Source organism: Bacillus sp. J33 (genome assembly GCF_000518885.1).
Lineage (GTDB): Bacteria > Bacillota > Bacilli > Bacillales > Cytobacillaceae > Cytobacillus.
In genome coordinates, this window is record NZ_JAEL01000029.1 from 20994 (window position 1) to 42119 (window position 21126).

General features: G+C 42.5%; 22 protein-coding genes and 3 riboswitches. Of the genes, 20 read left to right on the forward strand and 2 right to left on the reverse strand.

What is annotated here, in order from left to right; all coding sequences use genetic code 11:
- Window positions 1–280: 280 nt before the first annotated feature.
- Together L634_RS30975 and L634_RS0110695 are read right to left on the reverse strand one after the other, a co-directional pair.
- Window positions 281–760 carry a sulfotransferase family 2 domain-containing protein gene (locus tag L634_RS30975; RefSeq protein WP_051428308.1) on the reverse strand — a complete coding sequence of 160 codons (480 nt, stop codon included), beginning with the start codon at window positions 758–760 and terminating at the stop codon, window positions 281–283.
- A 407-nt stretch (window positions 761–1167) separates the two neighbouring features.
- Window positions 1168–1506 carry a hypothetical protein gene (locus L634_RS0110695; RefSeq protein WP_026582445.1) on the reverse strand — a complete coding sequence of 113 codons (339 nt, stop codon included), beginning with the start codon at window positions 1504–1506 and terminating at the stop codon, window positions 1168–1170.
- Window positions 1507–1874: 368 nt separating this feature from the next.
- On the opposite strand from L634_RS0110695, the gene L634_RS0110700 reads away from it, so the two are divergent.
- The 20 genes from L634_RS0110700 to L634_RS0110800 all read left to right on the forward strand — a co-directional run bounded on the left by L634_RS0110700 (window position 1875) and on the right by L634_RS0110800 (window position 21053).
- Window positions 1875–2300 carry a VOC family protein gene (locus L634_RS0110700; RefSeq protein ID WP_026582446.1) on the forward strand — a complete coding sequence of 142 codons (426 nt, stop codon included), beginning with the start codon at window positions 1875–1877 and terminating at the stop codon, window positions 2298–2300.
- 413 nt (window positions 2301–2713) lie between these two features.
- The gene (locus tag L634_RS0110705; protein ID WP_026582447.1) at window positions 2714–3268 is read left to right on the forward strand and encodes a GNAT family N-acetyltransferase; all 555 of its coding nucleotides are present in this window, start codon (window positions 2714–2716) and stop codon (window positions 3266–3268) included.
- A 133-nt stretch (window positions 3269–3401) separates the two neighbouring features.
- A complete protein-coding gene (locus L634_RS0110710) occupies window positions 3402–4019 on the forward strand; it encodes a DUF6944 family repetitive protein (protein WP_026582448.1) in 618 nt (205 codons plus the stop codon).
- A 13-nt stretch (window positions 4020–4032) separates the two neighbouring features.
- Window positions 4033–4725, forward strand: coding sequence for a DUF6944 family repetitive protein (locus L634_RS30980; RefSeq protein WP_232233750.1), 693 nt, complete (start codon window positions 4033–4035; stop codon window positions 4723–4725).
- 39 nt (window positions 4726–4764) lie between these two features.
- Window positions 4765–4865: riboswitch (TPP riboswitch) on the forward strand.
- A 98-nt stretch (window positions 4866–4963) separates the two neighbouring features.
- Window positions 4964–6238 carry an acetylornithine deacetylase gene (locus L634_RS0110720; protein ID WP_026582449.1) on the forward strand — a complete coding sequence of 425 codons (1275 nt, stop codon included), beginning with the start codon at window positions 4964–4966 and terminating at the stop codon, window positions 6236–6238.
- 248 nt (window positions 6239–6486) lie between these two features.
- Window positions 6487–7161, forward strand: a complete 675-nt coding sequence (gene tenA / locus L634_RS0110725; RefSeq protein WP_026582450.1) for a thiaminase II — start codon at window positions 6487–6489, stop codon at window positions 7159–7161.
- Entirely contained in the window at window positions 7154–7924 is a 771-nt protein-coding gene (locus L634_RS0110730) for an ABC transporter ATP-binding protein (protein ID WP_026582451.1), read from the forward strand. The genes tenA and L634_RS0110730 overlap by 8 nt, the downstream gene beginning before the upstream one ends.
- The gene (locus L634_RS0110735) at window positions 7921–8673 is read left to right on the forward strand and encodes an ABC transporter permease (protein WP_026582452.1); all 753 of its coding nucleotides are present in this window, start codon (window positions 7921–7923) and stop codon (window positions 8671–8673) included. The genes L634_RS0110730 and L634_RS0110735 overlap by 4 nt, the downstream gene beginning before the upstream one ends.
- A complete protein-coding gene (locus L634_RS0110740; protein WP_026582453.1) occupies window positions 8670–9698 on the forward strand; it encodes an ABC transporter substrate-binding protein in 1029 nt (342 codons plus the stop codon). The genes L634_RS0110735 and L634_RS0110740 overlap by 4 nt, the downstream gene beginning before the upstream one ends.
- 164 nt (window positions 9699–9862) lie before the next feature.
- A riboswitch (cobalamin riboswitch) is annotated at window positions 9863–10051 on the forward strand.
- 184 nt (window positions 10052–10235) lie between these two features.
- A riboswitch (cobalamin riboswitch) is annotated at window positions 10236–10418 on the forward strand.
- Between the two features lie 318 nt (window positions 10419–10736).
- Window positions 10737–11117 carry a (2Fe-2S) ferredoxin domain-containing protein gene (locus L634_RS0110750; protein WP_026582454.1) on the forward strand — a complete coding sequence of 127 codons (381 nt, stop codon included), beginning with the start codon at window positions 10737–10739 and terminating at the stop codon, window positions 11115–11117.
- 3 nt (window positions 11118–11120) lie between these two features.
- Window positions 11121–11828, forward strand: coding sequence for a HoxN/HupN/NixA family nickel/cobalt transporter (locus tag L634_RS0110755; RefSeq protein ID WP_026582455.1), 708 nt, complete (start codon window positions 11121–11123; stop codon window positions 11826–11828).
- Between the two features lies 1 nt (window position 11829).
- A complete protein-coding gene (gene cobJ, locus L634_RS0110760; protein ID WP_026582456.1) occupies window positions 11830–13452 on the forward strand; it encodes a precorrin-3B C(17)-methyltransferase in 1623 nt (540 codons plus the stop codon).
- Between the two features lie 16 nt (window positions 13453–13468).
- Window positions 13469–14389, forward strand: coding sequence for a sirohydrochlorin chelatase (locus L634_RS0110765; protein WP_026582457.1), 921 nt, complete (start codon window positions 13469–13471; stop codon window positions 14387–14389).
- Window positions 14386–15180, forward strand: coding sequence for a precorrin-6A reductase (cobK, locus tag L634_RS30985; RefSeq protein ID WP_034262493.1), 795 nt, complete (start codon window positions 14386–14388; stop codon window positions 15178–15180). The genes L634_RS0110765 and cobK overlap by 4 nt, the downstream gene beginning before the upstream one ends.
- Window positions 15181–15508: 328 nt before the next feature.
- Window positions 15509–16156, forward strand: coding sequence for a precorrin-8X methylmutase (locus L634_RS0110775; protein ID WP_026582458.1), 648 nt, complete (start codon window positions 15509–15511; stop codon window positions 16154–16156).
- 3 nt (window positions 16157–16159) lie between these two features.
- A complete protein-coding gene (locus tag L634_RS0110780) occupies window positions 16160–17281 on the forward strand; it encodes a cobalt-precorrin-5B (C(1))-methyltransferase (protein WP_026582459.1) in 1122 nt (373 codons plus the stop codon).
- Window positions 17247–18458 (forward strand): bifunctional cobalt-precorrin-7 (C(5))-methyltransferase/cobalt-precorrin-6B (C(15))-methyltransferase, encoded by a 1212-nt coding sequence (locus tag L634_RS0110785; RefSeq protein WP_026582460.1) that lies wholly within the window; start codon window positions 17247–17249, stop codon window positions 18456–18458. The genes L634_RS0110780 and L634_RS0110785 overlap by 35 nt, the downstream gene beginning before the upstream one ends.
- The gene (gene cobI / locus L634_RS0110790) at window positions 18455–19156 is read left to right on the forward strand and encodes a precorrin-2 C(20)-methyltransferase (protein ID WP_026582461.1); all 702 of its coding nucleotides are present in this window, start codon (window positions 18455–18457) and stop codon (window positions 19154–19156) included. Before L634_RS0110785 ends, cobI begins: the two co-directional genes overlap by 4 nt.
- Window positions 19156–19929 carry a precorrin-4 C(11)-methyltransferase gene (gene cobM, locus L634_RS0110795; protein ID WP_026582462.1) on the forward strand — a complete coding sequence of 258 codons (774 nt, stop codon included), beginning with the start codon at window positions 19156–19158 and terminating at the stop codon, window positions 19927–19929. The genes cobI and cobM overlap by 1 nt, the downstream gene beginning before the upstream one ends.
- The gene (locus L634_RS0110800) at window positions 19926–21053 is read left to right on the forward strand and encodes a cobalt-precorrin 5A hydrolase (protein WP_026582463.1); all 1128 of its coding nucleotides are present in this window, start codon (window positions 19926–19928) and stop codon (window positions 21051–21053) included. The genes cobM and L634_RS0110800 overlap by 4 nt, the downstream gene beginning before the upstream one ends.
- Window positions 21054–21126 lie beyond the last annotated feature (73 nt).

Sequence of the window (21126 nt, forward strand, 5' to 3'; positions counted from 1 at the left end):
TGAAGCGGAGGGCAATTGACTCCTCGAAAATACATTCGCATTTACTTCGTGCGGTATTTATTCCAGGATGCTTTTCCAGTGTCCTGCGGGAAGAGAGGGACTGGACTGGGATTCGTATCAATTTTTTATCCCATTCTTGCTGATATTCGATATCGTTCTTACAGAAATGAATAAACTGTTATGGGTGTAGATCTTCATTGTCTAATATTTCATTAAATGCTTTACCTCCTATATTTTTTTCAAGAAGCCAGCCTTAAAATTGTACTGAGCTGCCAGTCGTTTAAGAACCGCTACAGTTTCTCGATCGGAGCCATTGTCGACAACAATTAGCCGATGAGGAACAAAAACAGTGCGAAAATAAGAATAAATGGTTCTCTCTAGTAATTACGGCCGATTGCAGCTTAATATGATAGTTAAAAGTGTAATATCTTTCATACAATATACCTCTAAACTCTTCAAAACTTGGACAATTTTTAATAAATTGGCGAGAATAGTAGTAATTCGAGATAACACGTTCAACAGGATCGCGCAGTAGCGTCACATATTTAAATGGTTTATTAATTTGTTTATGGATTCCAAAATAGTCATGTCCTTGAATGCAGCGAATATTATTGTCTGTCATTTTTCCTTGGGCTTTAACAACATTTTTATACGTACGATAAATTTCATTTGGCTTATACTGCATATCAATAATTCTACTCAATGTTGTCCCGCCAGTTTTGGGAATATGCATAAAAATCAATACGTCTCTTTTACTCATAATATTCCTCCCTCAAAGCAAACTGTCCGAAAGTATTGCTTCGTACTTTTAGTCCCATATATTCCTATATATTCCTTGTTATTGGAACCAAAACAAAATTATTCAATTTCTATATTTATATGTTTAATTACCCATTATGGAAGTACTTATACCCATAGTAAAAGATTTTATCATAACTGCTGAAAAATATGACAAACCTCAGTTTTACTTTTGCGAAACTGGGGTTTGCCTACGGGCTGAAGTAGATCCAAAAGGTCTACATGTCTAAGAGTTGATTCTTAGTCTTTTTGAATGTTGACAGCTCCACCGAGATTTTGAACTCGATAATTACCCATATCATCCACCCAAATTAATACACTATCTGAAGCTGAAATGAAATTTCCAGCTCATGCAATTTGAGTCTGCCGTCAAACACATTTACTTTTATCACCAGGATCAAAGGCGTTGTTTAATGCATCTGCAATAGCCATTACTTCCACCTCCTTTTCTTCTGGATAGTACATCCTATGAGAAGATTGGAGAGCTTGTCTGTGTTTATCACTACTGTCTCTATCATTCATTTTCACCATTCTTTCGAAAATGGTGATCAGACCATAACACCAAATTAATAGAATGAGAAAAATTGAAAAGCTGTTCATCCAGTCTTTTTGAGAACAAGCATATATAAAAATAATGAAAATCCCTAAGCCAATATTGGAGTAACAGACAAAGAATAGTAAACAACAAACTTTCCATACTTTATTCAACTAGATGCCTCCTCTGAAAAAGATTGAGAACAGAATATATATATGATGGGTGGAATGGTTTCGACCATCTTGATATTTCTAAAAAAGGGTTTAAAAAAGCATGTAAAAACGTCTTTCCTATCTGGAGAAACCTTGTAGGGACAGGCTAATTTGACTATAAAGCTGCTCAACGATTTGTTCGATTTTTTAACGATAAAAATAAGCTTTTGGGGTGAAAAAAGGGAAGAACATCTTAAAATGAATAATCACGTAAATCCTGCAGAAAATTTCGAATAAACAGTTGCGAACGTTTGTTCTGATGTGTTATATTGTAAAAGTGGGTAATATTAGGAGTTCAGATATTAATTAGTAAAAAGGAGTTGTTATTCATGACAGTACGGCTAATTCCCTACTTAGTAATGGATGGAAATGCAAAGGAAGCCATCGAATTTTACGAAAAAGCATTAGATGCACAAGTTCTTTTTTCTCAGACATTTGGAGAAGGTCCAGAAAACCCAGATTATCCAATACCTGAAGATGCAAAAGGCCGCATTATGCATGCAACGATCAAAGTTGGCGAAACAGAGCTAATGTTTAGTGATACATTTCCTGGCCAGGAGCATCAAAATGGCAGCCAAGTAACCATTTGCATCTCTACAGATGATGCAGGGAAATCCAAGAAATTTTTTGATGCCCTACAGCAGGAAGGCCAGGTAACCATGCCTCTTCAGGAAACCTTCTTCAGCCCTTTATACGGCAGTGTTACAGATAAATTTGGTGTAAGTTTCCAAATTTATACCGAAGGAGAACATTAAACTGCAACACAATTAAGGTGAAACTGGATTTACCTATACAGAGATGTATTTTCTTAATCCATAATAGCAATATGTTTGGTCCTATATATTACTCATAAGTCATCCTGGACCAATTACATAAGTAAAACAATGAATTTTTCCTCTATTAAGTTTTAATAGAGGAAAAAAATTATACATTTCATACGATGCTTACATTTATTCTACACCTGAAATAAGCCACTCTTTTATAGGGAGATGGCTTTTTTTGCTGAATGCATGGAAAGGACATTAATCATTGAATAAAAGATACACGGGAGCGGATAAAAGGAAAACCGGACAACCGATAGTTTACATAATATTATTATCGTATCAAAATAGCTAAAGTATATATTTGAGGACAAAGACAGTACAAAAAATATGGAGAGGGAAATAGTATGATCATTAATCAAAAAGAATACGTGATAAACAATTTGCCATATGTAATTAGGTCTGCCATACAGGAGGATGCGAAAGTCATATCAGAAGTTAGAGTGCAAACCGATGGGGAAACAGAAAACATGGACAGGGAAGCAGGTGAAGCGTACATAGATGAAGCAGGGTTTAAACAGATTATTCAGGAGGATACAGATCGTGATCGCAATCTTTTTCTGGTAGCAGAAGTAGATGGAAAAATTGCTGGTTTTTCTAGGTGCGAGGGGAGCACATTGAAAAGAAGTGCCCATAAGGTGGTATTTGGCGTATGTGTGCTAAAAGAGTTCTGGGGTTACGGCATTGGCAAAAACCTATTAAAAGAGTCTATTCTTTGGGCGGAATTAAATGAAATTAAGAAAATTACATTGAATGTTCTCGAGACCAATGAAAAGGCGATAAAGCTATATAAAAGTCATGGGTTTGAAGTTGAAGGCATTTTAAAAGAAGATAAGAAACTTTCTGATGGCAAATTTTACGATACGATTTTAATGGGAAGATTCAAGAGAAAACGAAATTAAAAATGCTATTGTTTGCAGCTTTTTTGGCAAAACTCCCCCTATAGGGAATCAGATTATGAATTCCCAGCTGTACCAGTTTGTCAGGTTGTGAATATAATTTAGCATACATCAACTAAGGAGTTCGGAGTGTGTTATGGACAATCAAGTACAAGAGATCTTTGGTTCCGTAATAGCGGCAATAGGCACCATCCTTTCAGCTATCGCAAGCACTCCTTCAGCTTCACCAAGGATAACCGATCTTTTGGATGGAATGGATCTTGTCGGAAATACATTGCAGGGTACAGGAAATGCACTTCAGGCAAGCGGACAGAGCGGGGCATCTCTTGAAAAACTTGGTAATGAAGTTCAGGCTATAGGAAACAGTACAGTTGTTGCCGGATTGGTGCTGCATGTAAAAGAAGAGACTGAAGAAAGGCTTGTCATTACAGGCAATTGGCTGCAAGCCCTTGGCGGGGCTGCAGCCCTTGGAGACGAGTTTGAGGATCCAGCTGCTCCTGGGCAGATCTTTAATATTAATGGAAATCTGCTTCAATCCATCGGAAATTCACTTCAAGCTATAGGAGGCACTAAAAACCTTAGGGAAAAAGAACTTGGCGGTCCAGGCAGCACCGGTGATCATGTGATCTTTATCGGCAGCTGGATTCAGGCAGTTGGTTCTGTATTATCGGTCATTGGACAGCTGCAGGAAGAAAGTCAAGAAGGCGGGGACACAAAAGATAAAGATAATGAACAAACCAATGAAAGTGGTTAGGAAGGGATGCTGCATGTATCTAGATGGAGAAGAGTACCTTTCGATTGGCTCGTATCTGTTGGTTATCGGTACTTTTGTTTCAGCTGTTGGGGAAACGATTTACGGAACAGAATTGGAAAACCTTAATAATAAATTGATACGAGATGGAAATGCAGTGCAAGCGCTAGGGAACAGTTTTCAAGGGTTTGGAAGGATCAGTTTATCGGATATAGAGGAAGAATCAAATGTTTATAGTATTATGGGCTGCTTCACTCAAGCGGGCGGGAACACGTTAAACAGCGCAGCAACGAACCTGGAGATCGAAAGCCCTTCAGCAGAATCAACAAGACTTAATTCATTGGGAAGTTCCGTACAATCTATGGGCGCTGCCTTAGAGGCATATGGACTTGCAAACAGTAAATCTGATTATTTTATCAAACTTGAAGTTCTTGGAAGCAGTCTGATCTCGATCGCAGCCCTGCTTGATTCAATCGGTATCTTAGCAAGGGATGAAAATAGCCTGCAAAAAGAATTCTTCTTGCAGCGGGCGGATGGCTGGAGTTTATTGGCGCATCAATTGGAGCCTATGCGATTAATAAGAAAGCTAAAATGGGGGGAGAGGCTAGTGGATTCGTTTATTCCACTAACTATAGCATTCTTTAGTTTAAATATTAATAGTTATTCTGAAATAATAAATCCTGTTTTAAAAATAAACCTATTGATTTAAAACAGAAATTATGTGACTATGTAAATAGAAAATTTCATAAACGAACACTAGGGGTGCTTTATAAGCTGAGAGAGACGTTTGTCTTAACCCTTGAACCTGCACTAGGTAATGCTAGCGAAGGAAAGTGGTACATACATGATGGTATGCCTTTATTTGGAATTGCCATAATTTGTAATCAAGCGTTAAGCCACTTCTTTTGCAGAGAAGTGGTTTTTTTATTGTTAAGGGGTGACTTTAATTGGATAACAGATTGAAGGAATTGATTGGCGAAGTGGAAAATCGTCAAGGCGAGCTCATTCAGCTACTGCAAAAACTGATTTGCTATAAAACACCTGCACCGCCAGCCAGAAATACGGAAGAAGCTCAGCAATTTATTGCTTCATTTTTAAAGGAAAGGGATTTTATTATTGATAAATGGGATGTTTATCCTGGGGATCCCAATGTAGTTGGAGTACTGAAAGGCGCGGATTCCACCCAATATAAAAGCCTTATTATAAATGGGCATGTAGATGTTGCCGAAGTCAACGAGGATGAGGAATGGCTTTCTGATCCATTCAGCCCAATTGTCCAGGATGGGTCAGTGATCGGCAGGGGAGCAGCAGATATGAAAGGCGGATTGGCTGGTGCTTTATTTGCCATTCAGCTCCTTGACGAATATGGAATCAGGCTGCCTGGAGATTTAATCTTTCAATCTGTCATTGGAGAAGAGGTAGGGGAAGCGGGAACATTGGAGTGCTGCAAAAGGGGCTATAGTGCTGACTTTGCTTTGGTTGCTGATACGAGTGATCTTCATATTCAGGGACAAGGCGGTGTGATTACTGGGTGGATCACCGTTAAAAGCAGAAGCACCTTTCATGATGCGACACGCAAAGACATGATCCATGCCGGGGGAAAGCTGTTTGGTGCCAGTGCCATTGAAAAAATGATGAAAATCATTCAGGCGCTCCAGGAGCTTGAACGGAATTGGGCGGTTATGAAAAGTTATCCTGGATATGCACCCGGAACGAACACCATTAATCCCGCAGTTATAGAAGGGGGGCGCCATGCAGCATTTATCGCAGATGAGTGCAGGCTATGGATAACGGTTCATTTTTATCCTAATGAAACATATGAACAGGTGGCCAAGGAGATAGAGGAGCATATCAAGCTGGCTGCACAGGGGGATATTTGGCTGAGGGAAAACCCGCCTATTTTTGAGTGGGGCGGTTCTTCCATGATTGAGGATCGCGGCGAGATCTTTCCTTCATTGGAAGTAGACGAAAACCACCCTGCCATACATACATTAATGAGTGCACATGAAGTGGTGGTAAACAAAAAGGCAATCGTTGACGTGTCCCCAACTGTCACAGATGGAGGATGGTTTGGAGATGCCGGCATTCCTGCAGCTATTTATGGCCCTGGAACTCTCCGCCATGCCCATGCAGTCAATGAACAGGTTTCAATTGAGCAGCTGGTACAGTATACAAAGGTGATTCTGTCCTTTATTTATAAGTGGTGCCATACAAGAAAATAGATTAATTGAATGACTGTGATTAAGTATTTTAGCACCCTGTTGATTGGAGGGGAAGGTACTAATCCGTGAAAATTCAAAGGCAATTACTTCGAGCGGTGTTCATTCAAAATCAGCGTGAGAAGCGTGCCAGCGGGAGACCCCGCAGGTGAAAATGCACCGAAGAATGTCGGACCCCCCGCTGCAGCTTTAATTGTCTTCAGCGGAAATCAAATTTTACATATCCAATAGAAAAAGGAGTGTACATTGACATGAAATTTACAGAGCAATTATACAAGAAGCTCCAGCCAATCTGGCGGAAAAATCATGCCCATCCCTTTGTGAGGGAAATGGGGAACGGAACATTGGATCCGGAAAAATTCAGGTTTTATATGGTTCAGGATTATCTATATTTAATAGATTATTCAAAGATGTTCGCTTTAGGTGCTGTTAAAGCAGCCAATTTAGAGGACATGGGTACTTTTTCAGCCCTATTGCATTCAACTATGAATGAAGAAATGGCATTGCACCGCCAATATGCAGCCCGATTTGGCATTTCAGCCGAAGAGCTGGAAACAGCGGAACCATCACCAATCACATTGGCCTATACCCACTACATGCTTTATTCCGCACAAAATGGAACCCTTGCTGAACTGGTAGCTGCGCTGCTTCCATGCATGTGGAGTTACTGGGAAATCGGCAAGGAGCTAAATCAAATTCCAGGCGCATCAGAACATGAGCTGTATGGAGAATGGATTAAAATGTACAGTTCTCAAGAATTCGGGGAGCTGGCTACCTGGTGTATCGATTTAATGGACAAGGCAGCGCATGGCAAATCTGAAGAGGAGCTTCGTAAACTTGAAAATATCTTTTTAAATACAACCCGATTTGAATACATGTTCTGGGACATGGCTTATAACAAGGAAATGTGGCCAGCAGATGAATAATCCGGCTTTGGAGTTCAGGGAAGTTTGCTTTCATTATGCATCAAAAAATAAAGCCAATCCGCCTACCCTTGCAGATTTGAATTTCAGGGTAAATGATGGTGAATTTATATCGGTTATTGGTCCCAGCGGTGCCGGCAAAAGCACTATTTTCCGGCTGATTACCGGATTGGAACAGCCTTCATCAGGACAAATTCTCATAAACGGAGAAGTTAGCATCAATCGGTTGGGACAGGTAGGTTATATGCCTCAGCAGGATTTGCTGATGCCCTGGAGAACGATATTGGAAAATGCGATGCTTCCTATAGAAATCAAAGGTGCGAAAGGAAAAGCGGGAGAGGAAATGGTTCTGTCCTTATTAAAGGACTTTGGGCTTGAGGGTACGGAAGACAAGCATCCTGGGGATTTATCCGGAGGCATGAGGCAGCGGGTTTCCTTTTTGCGGACAATCCTGAGCGGATCCAATATTTTATTGCTGGATGAACCGTTTAGCGCCCTGGACGCTATTACGAGGCTGACGATGCAGGAATGGCTTCTTGACCAGTGGCAAAACCTGAAGAAAACCATTCTCTTCATAACCCATGATGTGGACGAAGCCTTATTTTTATCTGATCGCATCTTTGTCATGTCTGATAATCCGAAGGCTCTCAAAGAAGTAAACGTTCCGCTTGGGCGCCCGAGATCTTTCCGGGATATAAGCCAGCCGGATGTTCTTTTACTAAAAGAAAATCTAATTGATCAGCTTCGGCCGAGGGTGGAATCATGAAAAAATTTCATTCCTATTTATATTCAACTTTACTTGCAGCTGCGCTGCTAATTATTTGGGAGATTGGCGCAAAGGCCTATAATAAAAGCTTTATTCTGCCTTCTCCCGCAGAAATTGCATTTGCTTTATGGGAGTTAAGGTCCGTTCTTCTTATAAAGCATCTTCCGCCAACCTTTTTGGTCATCGGCATTGGCCTTGTCATCTCCGTTTTTATAGGGGCTGGCTTGGCTATTTGGATGAACGCAAGCAAAGCAGCGGAGAGGACATTTTATCCGATTCTGATTGCTTCTCAAACAATCCCGATTATTGCTTTGGCTCCAATCTTTGTCCTCTGGTTTGGCTACACCATCTGGAGCAAGGTCGCAGTGACGGTCTTAATTACGTTTTTCCCGATCACTGTCAGCGCTTTTGATGGGCTGCGCTCCTCAGACAAAAATTTAAAGGAATTGATGCTCACGATGGGAGCTTCAAAAAAAGATATCTTTTTTAAGCTGGATATCCCTTCCTCACTGCCATCCTTTTTCTCGGGTTTAAAGGTGGCTGTGACATTGAGTGTAATAGGGGCTGCAATCGGTGAATGGCTGGGTGCCCAGGCAGGTCTTGGTTATTTCAGCCGCAGGATGATGACACAATTTGATGGCGCGGGAGTATTCGCTCCAATCGTATTGCTGTCGGCAGTTGGAATTGTTTTATTTTTACTTGTAGGATTCATAGAAAAAGCATTGCTAAAATGGAGGAAAACAGGATGAAGAAATTTCTGGGAATATTATTAGGTTTATGTTTGATACAGGTGCTTGCCGCTTGCGGAAACAATGCTTCCAATGCAAATGATGCAAATACAGCCGGAGGAACAGAGGGCAAGGATTTAAAAGAAGTGAGTATTATGCTGGATTGGTACCCTAATGCCGTGCATAGCTATTTATATGTAGCACAGGAAAAAGGTTTTTTTGAGGCAGAAGGGGTAAAGGTGGACATTCAATTCCCTGCCAACCCAACCGATCCATTGAATTTGGCTGCAGCAGGCAAGGTTACCTTAGGATTATATTATCAGCCGGATGTCATTATGGCGCGTGCGAATGAGAACCTTCCTGTTAAGTCTGTAGCATCCATTGTTCGCTCCCCGTTAAATCATGCGGTCTTTTTAGAGGATAGCCCGATTCAGACTCCGAAAGATCTGGAAGGAAAGAAAGTAGGATATCCTGGCATTCCGCTGAATGAAGCATTGCTGAAAACGATGGTTGAACATGATGGAGGGGATTTCAGCAAGGTTGACATGATTGATGTTGGATTTGAATTAGGAACTTCGATTGTTTCGGAAAAAACAGATGCTGTCATTGGAGCCTATATTAATCATGAAGTCCCTGTTTTAAAGCATAAAGGCTATGAAACCCGCTATTTTAACCCGGTAGATTATGGCGTTCCGGCCTACAATGAAATCGTCCTTGTAACGGGTGATGAAACATGGGAAAAAGATCAGGAGGCCATTCAGGCATTTTGGAAGGGTGCCAAGAAAGGCTATGAATATATGAAGGAAAATCCGGAAGATGCATTGGCTATTCTAATAAACAACCAGGATGAAGCTAATTTCCCATTGGTGGAGGAAGTTGAAAAGCAAAGCATGGAGATTCTTTTGCCAAAAATGGAAGCTGAAGGCGCAGCGTTTGGCTCACAGGATCAGGAATCGTGGAAGGAAGTCAGGGACTGGATGCACGATGCTGGTTTAATAGAGTCTTCACCTGAAGTGGAAGATATGATTGTCGAAATGGACCATTAAAAACTAAGTTAAAAAAGATAGGCTGATGTACCTGAAAAACGCAGAATTTCTATTGAAAGTTGATTGTCCAATTGTTAAATGTTACTAAATATCATATATAATTTTTAAAATCAATACTTGAATACCTATAAAAAATTCTGTTAAATATAGTTTGAAGTCAAAAATCGAATAGATCATTTAAAAGTGCCTGAGGATCACTCCTTGGGATAATAGGGAAATCGGTGAAAATCCGATGCAGCCCCCGCTACTGTAAGTGCTGATGAAATTGCCAAAATACCACTGGGAAACCGGGAAGGTGGCAAGAGTAAGCTTGAGGCACAAGCCAGAAGACCTGCTTTTAAATGCGTTTTATTTGTTCTTCGGAGGGAGGAATGAGTATGGCCAATGCATGATGGAAAGCTTTATCCCATCATCCCGTAATTTTATTGGACAAGCTCAAGCCCTAATTTGGAAAACAAATTAGGGCTTTTTATTTGGAAAAAACTGTTCGGCCCTGTTTGCCTGTGCAATCTTCATCGTGCTATTGATCTGATGACAATTGAATATTTAACAAAAGGTGTATGGCTGTTAAGCCTTACTTAAAAGGGAAGCCGGTGTAAGTCCGGCACGGTCCCGCCACTGTAAGGGAGAGTTTCTTTACAAACTGCCACTGATGAATCGGGAAGGCGTAAAGCAACAAGGAACCCAAGTCAGGAGACCTGCCTTTTGTATTCTTCTGCAATGCCTACGGGTCATAGGTGAGAGAAGTGTTAAACAGGATTATTCTGCATTTTAGAATGGAGATAACTGGCACCTCTTCACTTAGTGGGGGTGCCATTTCTTTTTTAGGATGTGCTAAGCTCACTATACACCTTTTGGGTAGGAGCAAGACTGCCGCTTTTTCTTGGTGCGGTAATATTTTAAGAATCCAATGTCCGACTTGATGGCCGCCGGATTGCAGGCGGTTCGCTGAGTGCCCGCAGTGGAATCAAGGGGCAAAATTTATAAGTAAACGAACATGATTAGGCTTTTTTAAAAATCAGATAGGAGAAAACAATCATGACTACTTGGAATTTAAATGGAATGAAGAGGCATGTTCTCATATGCAATGGCTCAAGCTGCATGAGAAAAGGCGGAGAGGATGTTACCCAGGCGATTAGGGATGAAATTAGCCAATTAAACATTGAAGCAGACATCCATACAACAAGAACAAGGTGTAACGGTCGGTGCAAGGATGCATGTGTGGTTATTGTGTACCCGGAAGGAAATTGGTTTAAAGAGGTTACGCCATCGCTTGGACGCAAAATTGTCCAAGATTGCATGCAGAAGGATACAAATTTACTAGATTCGCTTTTGTATAAATATGATGCTGAAGGCTTTGTGAAAGTAAGTGATTCCTCAGAAAAAGGAATTGAGAAGCCTATTAGAATAGGAGGTTAAGGCATGGAATTAGTATCATTTGCACTTCTATCAATACTTATCGGAATCCGCCATGGGCTGGATAGTGACCATGTGGCCGCGATCGCTGACATGATCGGAAGTGAAGGACAGCGCAACAAGCAGGTTACATTAGGAGTTATGTATGCTGTCGGACATGGAGCCATTGTGCTCGCAATCGGCCTATTAACCCTATTTATCGGCACGAGGCTTCCTGATGAAGCACAATTTTCAATGGAGGTATTAGTAAGTCTCACATTGCTTGTTTTAGGCGGGTTTATTTTGTATAGCATCTTTAAAAACAGACATGAGTATGAGTTTAAAAGCCGAATGACTATTGTTTTTGAATGTTTATCGAAGCTCATTAAAAAATTGGGATTCAGCGGTGTCCAGGCATCCCCTGTAAGCCTTGGATTAATCGGGGCGTTCATTATTGGGATTATTCACGGGGTAGGAGTGGAAAGTCCCACTCAGGTCGCAGCGATCACAAGTGCAGCAGGCTTTAGTAATCTGTCAGCTGCAACAGCCCAGCTGGTTTTATTTGTAACAGGTTTACTATTATCAACGATCTGTATTACATTCGTGATTTCGTGGGGCTTTTTAAAATCGAAGCTGCGCAAAAAGCTTTTTGTAATTCTGGGTTCAATGACAGGACTATACAGTATTGGATTGGGAATGTCCATGCTGTATGAACTCGTTAAGGAGGCGTTTTAAGTTGAGGGGAAAACTTCTAGTTATAGGATTTGGGCCAGGCAGCTTTGATCACATTACGAAAAGGGCCCAGGAAGCCATTCAGGAAAGTGATTATGTCATTGGGTATAAGACATATGTGGAGCTTATTAAAGGCTTACTAACAGACCAGGAGATTATCAGCACGGGGATGTCGGAGGAAGTGAGCCGTGCCCAGGCAGCGGTAAAGTACGCTGAGCAAGGGAAAAAAGTAGCCGTCATTTCCAGCGGGGATGCCGGCGTTTATGGAATGGCCGGGCTTGTGTATGAGGTGCTTGTTGAAAAGGGCTGGAAAGAATCAACGGGAGTTGAAGTGGAAATCATCCCCGGGATTTCTGCTATTAATTCTTGCTCCTCACTGCTCGGTGCTCCCGTCATGCATGACGCATGCACCATCAGCTTGAGTGATCATCTAACACCATGGGCAATCATCGAAAAAAGAATTGAAGCAGCAGGAGCCGGTGATTTTGTTATTGCGCTCTATAACCCAAAAAGCGGCAAAAGAACAAGGCAAATAGCCGAGGCTCAGCAAATTCTATTAAAATATCGTTCTCCGGATACGCCAGTTGGCCTTGTAAAAAGTGCTTACAGGGACAGTCAGCAAGTCGTGATGACAACCTTGCAGAATATGCTTGACTTTGAAATTGGGATGCTGACAACGGTTGTGATCGGAAACAGTTCCACATTCTGTTATGACAATAAAATGATCACACCTCGCGGGTATCAGCGGAAATATACGCTAAATACGGAGAAGCAGCGTTTGCGTCCTCATGAACGCCTGCGGCCAGAAAATGAACCATGGGCTCTTCATGAAGGGAAAAAGGATACACAGAGCCCGGAAAGGTATGCAGACGATACACCCTTAACATTGGCAATGGAAGCCCTTCAAAAACTGGATGCGGAAGGAAAAATGGACAAGCTTTCCGACGGGTATCCAACCATAGCCCAGCCGGCTGTTGAGTCTATTTTTGAGCTGGCAGTTAGCCCGGGAGTTGTTAATAAAAAATTCACACCAAAGCAGCTTCTCGTTTTGGCGGAAGTGGCGGGTGAAAACGGAACAATGGAATACACACCTCACCATCAGATTTTATTGAAAATTCCAACGTCCGATCCCGATTCCATTACAGAAAAGCTGTCTGAAGCAGGATTTTTATTAGAACCGATTGGAGATGTGTTTCAAATCAAGGCCTGCGATTTCTGTGACGGAGAGAAAAAAGACTCGATTCCTTATGCAGAGGAGATTCAAAGAAAGCTTGGCGGCATGGATTTGCCAAAAGAATTAAAGCTTGGCTTCAATGGCTGTGGAATGGCCTGCTATGGTGCGGTCAATGAGGACATCGGAATTGTTTTCCGGAAAGGAAAGTTTGATCTGTTTTTAGGGGGAAAAACAGTGGGGCGGACTGCACATCCCGGACAGCCAGTTGCTGAAGGAATCCCCCCTGAACAAATAGTCGAAGTGATTGAAGGCATTGTGAACGAATATAGACAAAACGGCCATCCGAACGAAAGGTTTTATAAATATTTCAAACGTGCCCAGGAGGTTCAGGGCTTTAAACATAAAGACATTACTCCTGTCATTGAGCTTGAGCCAGCACTCTGCGGAGAATAAAAAGGAGGAACAGCAAATGAAAGCTATTTTACTAGTTGGACATGGAAGCCGAGATCCTGAAGGGAATGAACAGGTTAGGCGGTTTATAGATGAGTTAAGGCCCCGGCTGGATCCATCTTTGTTGGTTGAAACCTGTTTTTTGGAGTTTGAAATGCCGTCGATCAGCCAGGGAATTGACACATGTGTAAGGAAGGGAGCCAGCCATGTGATCGTTATTCCCATCATGCTATTGCCTGCTGGCCATTCGAAGATACATATCCCGGCCTCAATTGATGAGGCAAAAGAGAAATATCCAGCTGTTCATTTTACTTATGGCAGGCCAATCGGGGTTCATGAAGAGACTCTGGAGATTTGCAAATCACGCTTGGAAGAGCTTGGCGAAGAGATTCATGGTGAAAATAAAAATACCGCTATCCTATTTTTAGGGAGAGGCGGAAGTGATCCTGATGCCAATAGCGAGCTTTATAAAATAGCACGTCTATTCTATGAAAATGTGAATTATCCATTGGTAGAGCCGGCATTTATGGGGGTCACAGATCCCCTTATTAAGCAGGGAGCAGAACGATGCATAAAGCTCGGGGCCAAAAAAATCATTATTCTTCCATATTTCCTCTTCACGGGAATTCTGATTAAGCGTCTGGAAGGCCTGATTGATGAGTTCCGGCTGGAGTATCCGGAGCATGATTTTAAGCTAGCCGGTTATTTTGGTTTCCATGAAAGGCTAAAAACCATTTTGGAAGATCGAATAAAGGAAGCGCTTGAAGGCGAAGTGAAAATGAATTGTGACACATGCCAATATCGGATAGCTGCCATGGAGCATATTGATCACCACCATCACCATGATCACGATCACCATCATGACGGTCACAGCCACTCCCATGATCATCATCATGACCATCACGGCCAGTCTGAAAAAGAAAGGGTAGTCAAGGCATGATATTATGTTTGGCTGGTACAAGCGATGCAAGGGAATTAGCTATTGAAATGAAGAAGGAAGGATATGGTGTCCTTGCAACAGTAGTAACAGATAATGCTGCAGCTGAATTAAAACGTCATGGGCTTCAAGTGTGTACGGGCCGTTTAACTAGCGAAGAGTTCGCTAATCTTATCACCCTTCATCAACTGCAAGCTGTTGTAGACGCAAGTCATCCATTTGCGGAGGAAGCAAGCAAAAACGCAATTGAAGCTGCTAAGGAGGCTGGTGTTCCTTATATCCGATATGAACGGGCATCACAGGCTTTTGATGGCTCTTACCTTAGTATTGTTGACAGTTATGAGGCTGCAGCGGATCTGGCTGCCGAAAAGAAGGGAGTCATCATGCTGACAACGGGAAGCAAAACACTGCAAATTTTTGCCGGCAAATTGCTGCACTTACCTGATACGCGTGTTCTAGCGCGCATGCTGCCTCGAAAGGATAACATGGAGAAATGCGAGAAGCTTGGATTTCCACAAAGGAACATTATTGCCATCCAGGGTCCATTCACAAAGGAATTTGATAAAGCTCTCTACAAACAATACGGCGTCACTTTAATGATAACGAAGGAAAGCGGCAAGGCAGGCTCTGTTGACGAAAAGATAGCAGCTGCCAAAGAGCTGGGCATCGAAACCATTGTAATAAAACGGCCATCCATTGATTATGGCACAAAGTTCTCAAGCTATCAGGAAGTCATAAATGCTCTGATGATGAACAATGTCGGCAAAGATAAAGAGCGGGTTTCCTTATCGTAGTGAGTATCTGTCTATTTTAAGTCCCAAATGTGATTTACGATGAGCAGCAAGTTCGTATAGGTTAAAAAATCAAATTATACAATCAAATTTATACAGAATTCTGCTGCTTGAACACACTTTTGAGGCAGAATTGCATGCTTTGGATTTATAGGTCAATTTATTTAACTTATCGTTCACTTTTTTAATATATCGGTCAACATGATCAGCTTATCGGTCAGAATTTTATTTTATCGGCCGCTTTTCTGTTTTATCGGTCACTTTGCGTTAAATCAACATTCTTCCATTAGAAAAGACTTAAATAAGAAATGAACCTAGAGGAGGTACAATCATGGATTTTAAAACAGCATTCAAACCGGTTACGGTACAGCCGCAGATGATTGAAGTAAAAAGCTTTGAAATGATTGATGAGGAAATTGGGGAACATTCATTCACAGAGGAACAATATCCGGTCGTTCGCCGAGTGATTCATGCTTCGGCTGATTTCGAACTGGGAAAAAGCATGCTTTTTCACCGTGACGCTATCCGTTCAGGGATAGAGGCGGTTCGCAGCGGAAAGCCGGTAGTGGCAGACGTGCAAATGATTCAATCAGGTGTAAGCAAGCAGCGGATTGAAAAGTATGGCGGCGATGTTAGGGTGTATATTTCTGATCCGGATGTTATGGAGGAAGCAAAACGCCTAAATACGACCAGAGCCATCATTTCCATGAGAAAAGCCGTTAAAGAGGCGGACGGAGGGATCTTTGCGATTGGAAATGCCCCGACTGCTTTACTTGAGCTTATCCGTCTTATTAAAGAAGGTGAAGCAAGGCCGGGTCTAGTCATCGGCCTTCCAGTCGGATTTGTTTCAGCGCCTGAATCAAAAGAGGAATTGGCGAAGCTGGATGTTCCATTTATAACCAATGTCGGCAGAAAAGGCGGAAGCACTGTAACGGTTGCTGCATTAAATGCTATCACCCTTTTAGCTGAACAGGAGTAAGGAATGGAACCAAAACCAGAAAAGCCATTAAGGCAAGGCTACACAACAGGATCATGCGCAGCAGCTGCAACAAAAGCTGCATTGACTGCCTTGATTACAAAGGAGGAACAGCTTGAAGCAACCATACGTCTGCCGATTGGAAAATTTGTCACCTTTCAAATGGAAGAGTGTCGTTTTAATGATGATTCAGTCTTAGCCGGAACCATTAAGGATGCCGGAGATGACCCGGATGCAACCCACCAGGCTTTAATTCAGTCGGAAGTATCCTGGTCTGACACACCTGGAATCACGCTGGATGGAGGGGTTGGCGTTGGCCGGGTGACTAAAGAAGGGCTTCCTGTACCTGTTGGAGAGGCGGCCATTAACCCTGTTCCGCGTAAAATGATTTTGGAATCTGCACAAGATGTCCTGGATGAGTTTCAGATCACCAGAGGAATCAAGATTATTATTTCTGTTCCGGAAGGTGAGGAAATAGCCAAAAAAACACTTAATGGACGGCTTGGGATTCTAGGAGGGATCTCTATTTTAGGAACAAGGGGAATTGTCATTCCGTTTTCAACGTCAGCCTATAAGGCGAGTATTGTTTCAGCCATTAACGTGGCAAAGGTAAATGGCTGTCATCATGTCGTGATTACAACAGGGGGCAGAAGCGAAAAATTTGCGATGAAGCAATATCCTTCCCTTCCGGAGGACGCATTCATTGAAATGGGAGACTTTGTTGGCTTCACATTAAAGCAGTGCAAGCGTTCAGGTATAAAACGGGTGTCCATGGTCGGGATGATGGGGAAGTTTTCCAAGGTTGCTCAGGGAGTCATGATGGTGCATTCCAAGAGCGCACCCGTGGATTTTGGGTTCTTAGCTGATCTTGCGGAACGTGCAGGGGCCACATCTGAACTGACCGGACAAATTCGCGGGGCAAACACAGCTTCTCAGGTAGGCGATCTTATGGTTGAACAGGGCAATCAGGAATTTTTTAATAGTCTGTGTGATTCATGCTGCAGAGAAGCATTAAAGGAAGTAAAAGGCGGCATTTCAATTGAGACCACCATATACACCTTGAAAGGGATGCTGCTCGGAAAGGCGGAAAGAGATGGCGAGGAATATAAAGATCATTGGAATTGGTGATGAGGGGCAGGCAAGTCTTCTTCCAATCTATATAAATTGGATAGATGAAAGTGACCTATTAATAGGAGGAGAAAGGCACCTAAACTTCTTCCCGGATTATACAGGGGAGAAACTGGCGATAAAAGGGAGTTTGAGCTCCCTTTCAGAAAGACTGCAAAAGGAAAATCGGAATGCGGTTATATTAGCCTCAGGAGACCCGCTCTTTTACGGGATCGGAGGCTATTTATCCAGAAAAATGGATGTTGAAATCTATCCTTATTTAAGCTCCATACAGCTTGCTTTTACAAGAATGAAAGAGAGCTGGCAAAATGCCTATTTTACAAGTGTCCATGGCAGGAGCATGACTGGTCTTGCACAGCGGATTGATGGCAGGCCTCTTGTGGCGATTTTAACTGATGAAAATAATAGCCCTTCCAGTATTGCAAAATACTTGCGGTCCTTTCAGATGAATGAGTATAAGGCTTTCGTTGCCGAAAATTTAGGCGGAATGACTGAACGATGCGGATGGTATGAGCTTCATGAAATGGAGGATATCTCTTTCTCTCCGCTCAATGTTGTCATTTTAAAGAGGGTTAAGACTTCACCGGAATGGCCAATGGGCATAGAAGATGAGCAATTTTCACAGCGGAAGCCAGATAAGGGACTCATTACAAAAAAAGAGGTTCGAGTCCTGAGTTTGTCAGAAATGAACTTAAAAAAAGATAGCATTGTTTGGGATATTGGGACCTGCACCGGGTCCATGGCCATCGAAGCTGCACGAATTGCCCGGGATGGTGCTGTCTATGCCATTGAAAAAAATGAACATGATTTGGAAAACTGCTATGAAAATATGAAAAAATTCCGAACCGATTTTGTTGTGCGCCATGGTCTCGCTCCGGAAGGATTAGAGGAATTTCCGGAACCTGACGCAGTGTTTATAGGCGGAACAGCAGGCGGGATGGAGGAAATTCTTGATGTTTGCTGCAGCCGGCTGAAGCCAGGAGGAAGAATTGTTTTAAATGCCGTCACCATTGAATCTTTATCAATGGGGGCAGAAGCTTTTAAAGCGAGAGGCTTTGATGTGTCGATTACACTGGCACAAATATCAAGGAGCAAGCCTATCTTAAAGTTAACCAGATTTGATGCGTTAAATCCTATTTACATCATTACGGCAAAAAGAAAGGAAGAAAACGAATGACTGGAACATTATATGGGCTGGGTGCCGGTCCCGGGGATCCGGAGCTTATTACCGTTAAAGCCTTTCGTACACTAAAGGAATCACCTGTCATTGCTTATCCGAAAAAGCGTAAAGGGAGCAAAAGCTATGCCCATCAAATTATCGATGTGTATGTAAACCCAAGCGAAAAAGAAATGCTTGGACTGGTTTTCCCCATGACAAAGGATCCAGCGATCCTGGAGAGAGAATGGACAAATACCGTTGAGGCAGTGTGGGAGAAACTTCAGGAGGGAAAGGATGTCGCGTTTGTTACGGAAGGCGATCCTTTGTTGTACAGTACCTTTATCCATATGATGAAGCTTATGAAAGAACGCCACCCCGAGGTGGAGATCAGGACAGTGCCTGGCATTTCTTCCATTAATGGGGCGGCATCAAGACTAGGCCTCCCGCTTGCGGAAGGAGACGACCATGTGGCAATTGTTCCGGCACGGGAAGACTATGACGCAATGAAAAAAGTATTAATGGAAAATGACTGTGTGGTTTTTATTAAAGTGGCAAAAGTAATGGATTTGATGCTTAAGATTCTCCGTGAACTTGATTTATTACATAAGGCTTCTGTCGTGACAAAGGTTACATCAAAGGAAGAAATCATCTGGGATGTTCGTGAGCTGGACCGGGCGGAACTGGAATACTTAACATTAATGGTGGTGAGAAAATAATGAAGATCACAATCATCGGAGCAGGACCGGGAGCCCCGGATTTAATAACTGTAAGAGGGTTGCATTCATTAAAGGAAGCGGATGTCGTGCTTTATGCAGATTCCCTTGTCAGCGAGGAGCTCATCCAGCAGGCAAGAGGGGATGCTGAAGTACTAAAAACGGCGGGAATGCACCTGGAAGAAATGGTTGAAGTCATGGCTGATCGTGTCAGGCAGGGAAAAAGGGTCGTTCGCGTCCATACTGGCGACCCAGCTGTTTATGGTGCTATTTTGGAGCAAATGGTGCTTTTAAAAGAAAAGGGCATTGAGACAGAAATCATTCCTGGTGTGAGTTCGGTCTTTGCATCGGCAGCTGTGCTTGGCGCGGAACTGACGATACCAGACCTGACTCAAACCGTGATCCTGACCCGTGCTGAAGGAAGAACGCCTGTCCCTGAAGCAGAAAAGCTAAAGGATTTAGCAAAGCACCATTGTACGATCGCTCTTTTTTTAAGTGCGACTTTGACTAAAAAAGTGGTGAAGGAATTTCTGGCTGCTGGATGGAGCCCTGAAACGCCGGTAGCTGTCGTCTATAAAGCAACATGGCCAGACCAAAAAATCGTTCGTTCGACACTTGAGCACCTGGACGAGGATATGAGAGCAAATGGCGTACGTAAGCAGGCCATGATTTTAGCAGGATGGGCACTTGATGAGAGGATTCACGAAAAAAATTATCGATCCAAACTTTACGATAAAGAATTTACACATGGGTTTAGAAAAGGAGTGACATCATGACGCTTCTTTTAGAAGAGGGAAAGGAACTTGAAATAAAAGCTAACAGTACATATGCAATCGTAGCCATTACGAAACATGGTGTGGAACTGGCTCGAAAACTGCATTCCGCTTTGCAGACAGGTGATGTGTATTATATGTCCAAGTTTGAAAAAGGGGATGAAAAGGATTCGGGAGTAAGCATGTTCGAGGGCAGTGTCCGGCTATTATTGCCTTCCCTATTTCAGCACTATAAAGGGATTATTTTAATTATTTCCCTGGGTGCTGTTGTCAGAATGATTGCACCGCTTCTAAAAGATAAAAAAACAGACCCTGGTGTTGTTGTCATTGACGATAAAGGCGAGCATGCCATTAGTGTGCTGTCCGGACATTTGGGCGGGGCCAATGAACTTACCAGAGAAGTGGCTGAGTTGATTGGAGCAAAACCAGTTATTACAACGGCCTCGGATGTTCAAAAAACCATTCCAGTCGACTTATTTGGGAAACGGTTTGGCTGGATGTGGGAATCAGCTGACAAGCTAACACCAGTCAGTGCTTCTGTTGTAAATGAGGAACACGTCGCTGTCATTCAGGAATCGGGGGAAAAGGGCTGGTGGACCTACGGAAGTCCCATGCCCGGCCATATTAAAATCTATCCGGGCATTCAGTATGCTTTGGAGGCAAAACCCGATGCTGCATTAATTGTCACTCACCGGAACCTGGAGCCGCATGAGGAAGCAATACTTGAAAACGGTGTTCTCTATCGTCCGAAGGTGATTGGACTAGGGATTGGATGCAATCGGGGTACAGAGAGCAGCGAAATTGAATCGGTCATTAAAGAGACACTGTCCGAATTGAACTTCTCCATAAAAAGTGTGAAAGCAATTTGTACAATTGATTTAAAAAAGGATGAGGAAGGCATTTTGCAGGTGGTAAATAAGTATGGATGGGATTTTCATTGGTACGCGCCTGAAGAATTGAACTCCATTCCGATACAGCAGCCATCTGATACAGTTTATAAATTCACAGGAGCATACGGCGTCAGTGAACCTGCTGCTCTGCTTTACAGCGGTGCAAAGAAATTAGAGCTAGTTAAAAAGAAATCAGGGAATGTGACAATCTCTGTTGCAGTCATTCCTTTTGAATAGGTTCTTTAAGCTCATTGCTGATATTGGTTCCCTGTTGATTGGATACTGCATTCGCATTTTCTTATAAGGTGTT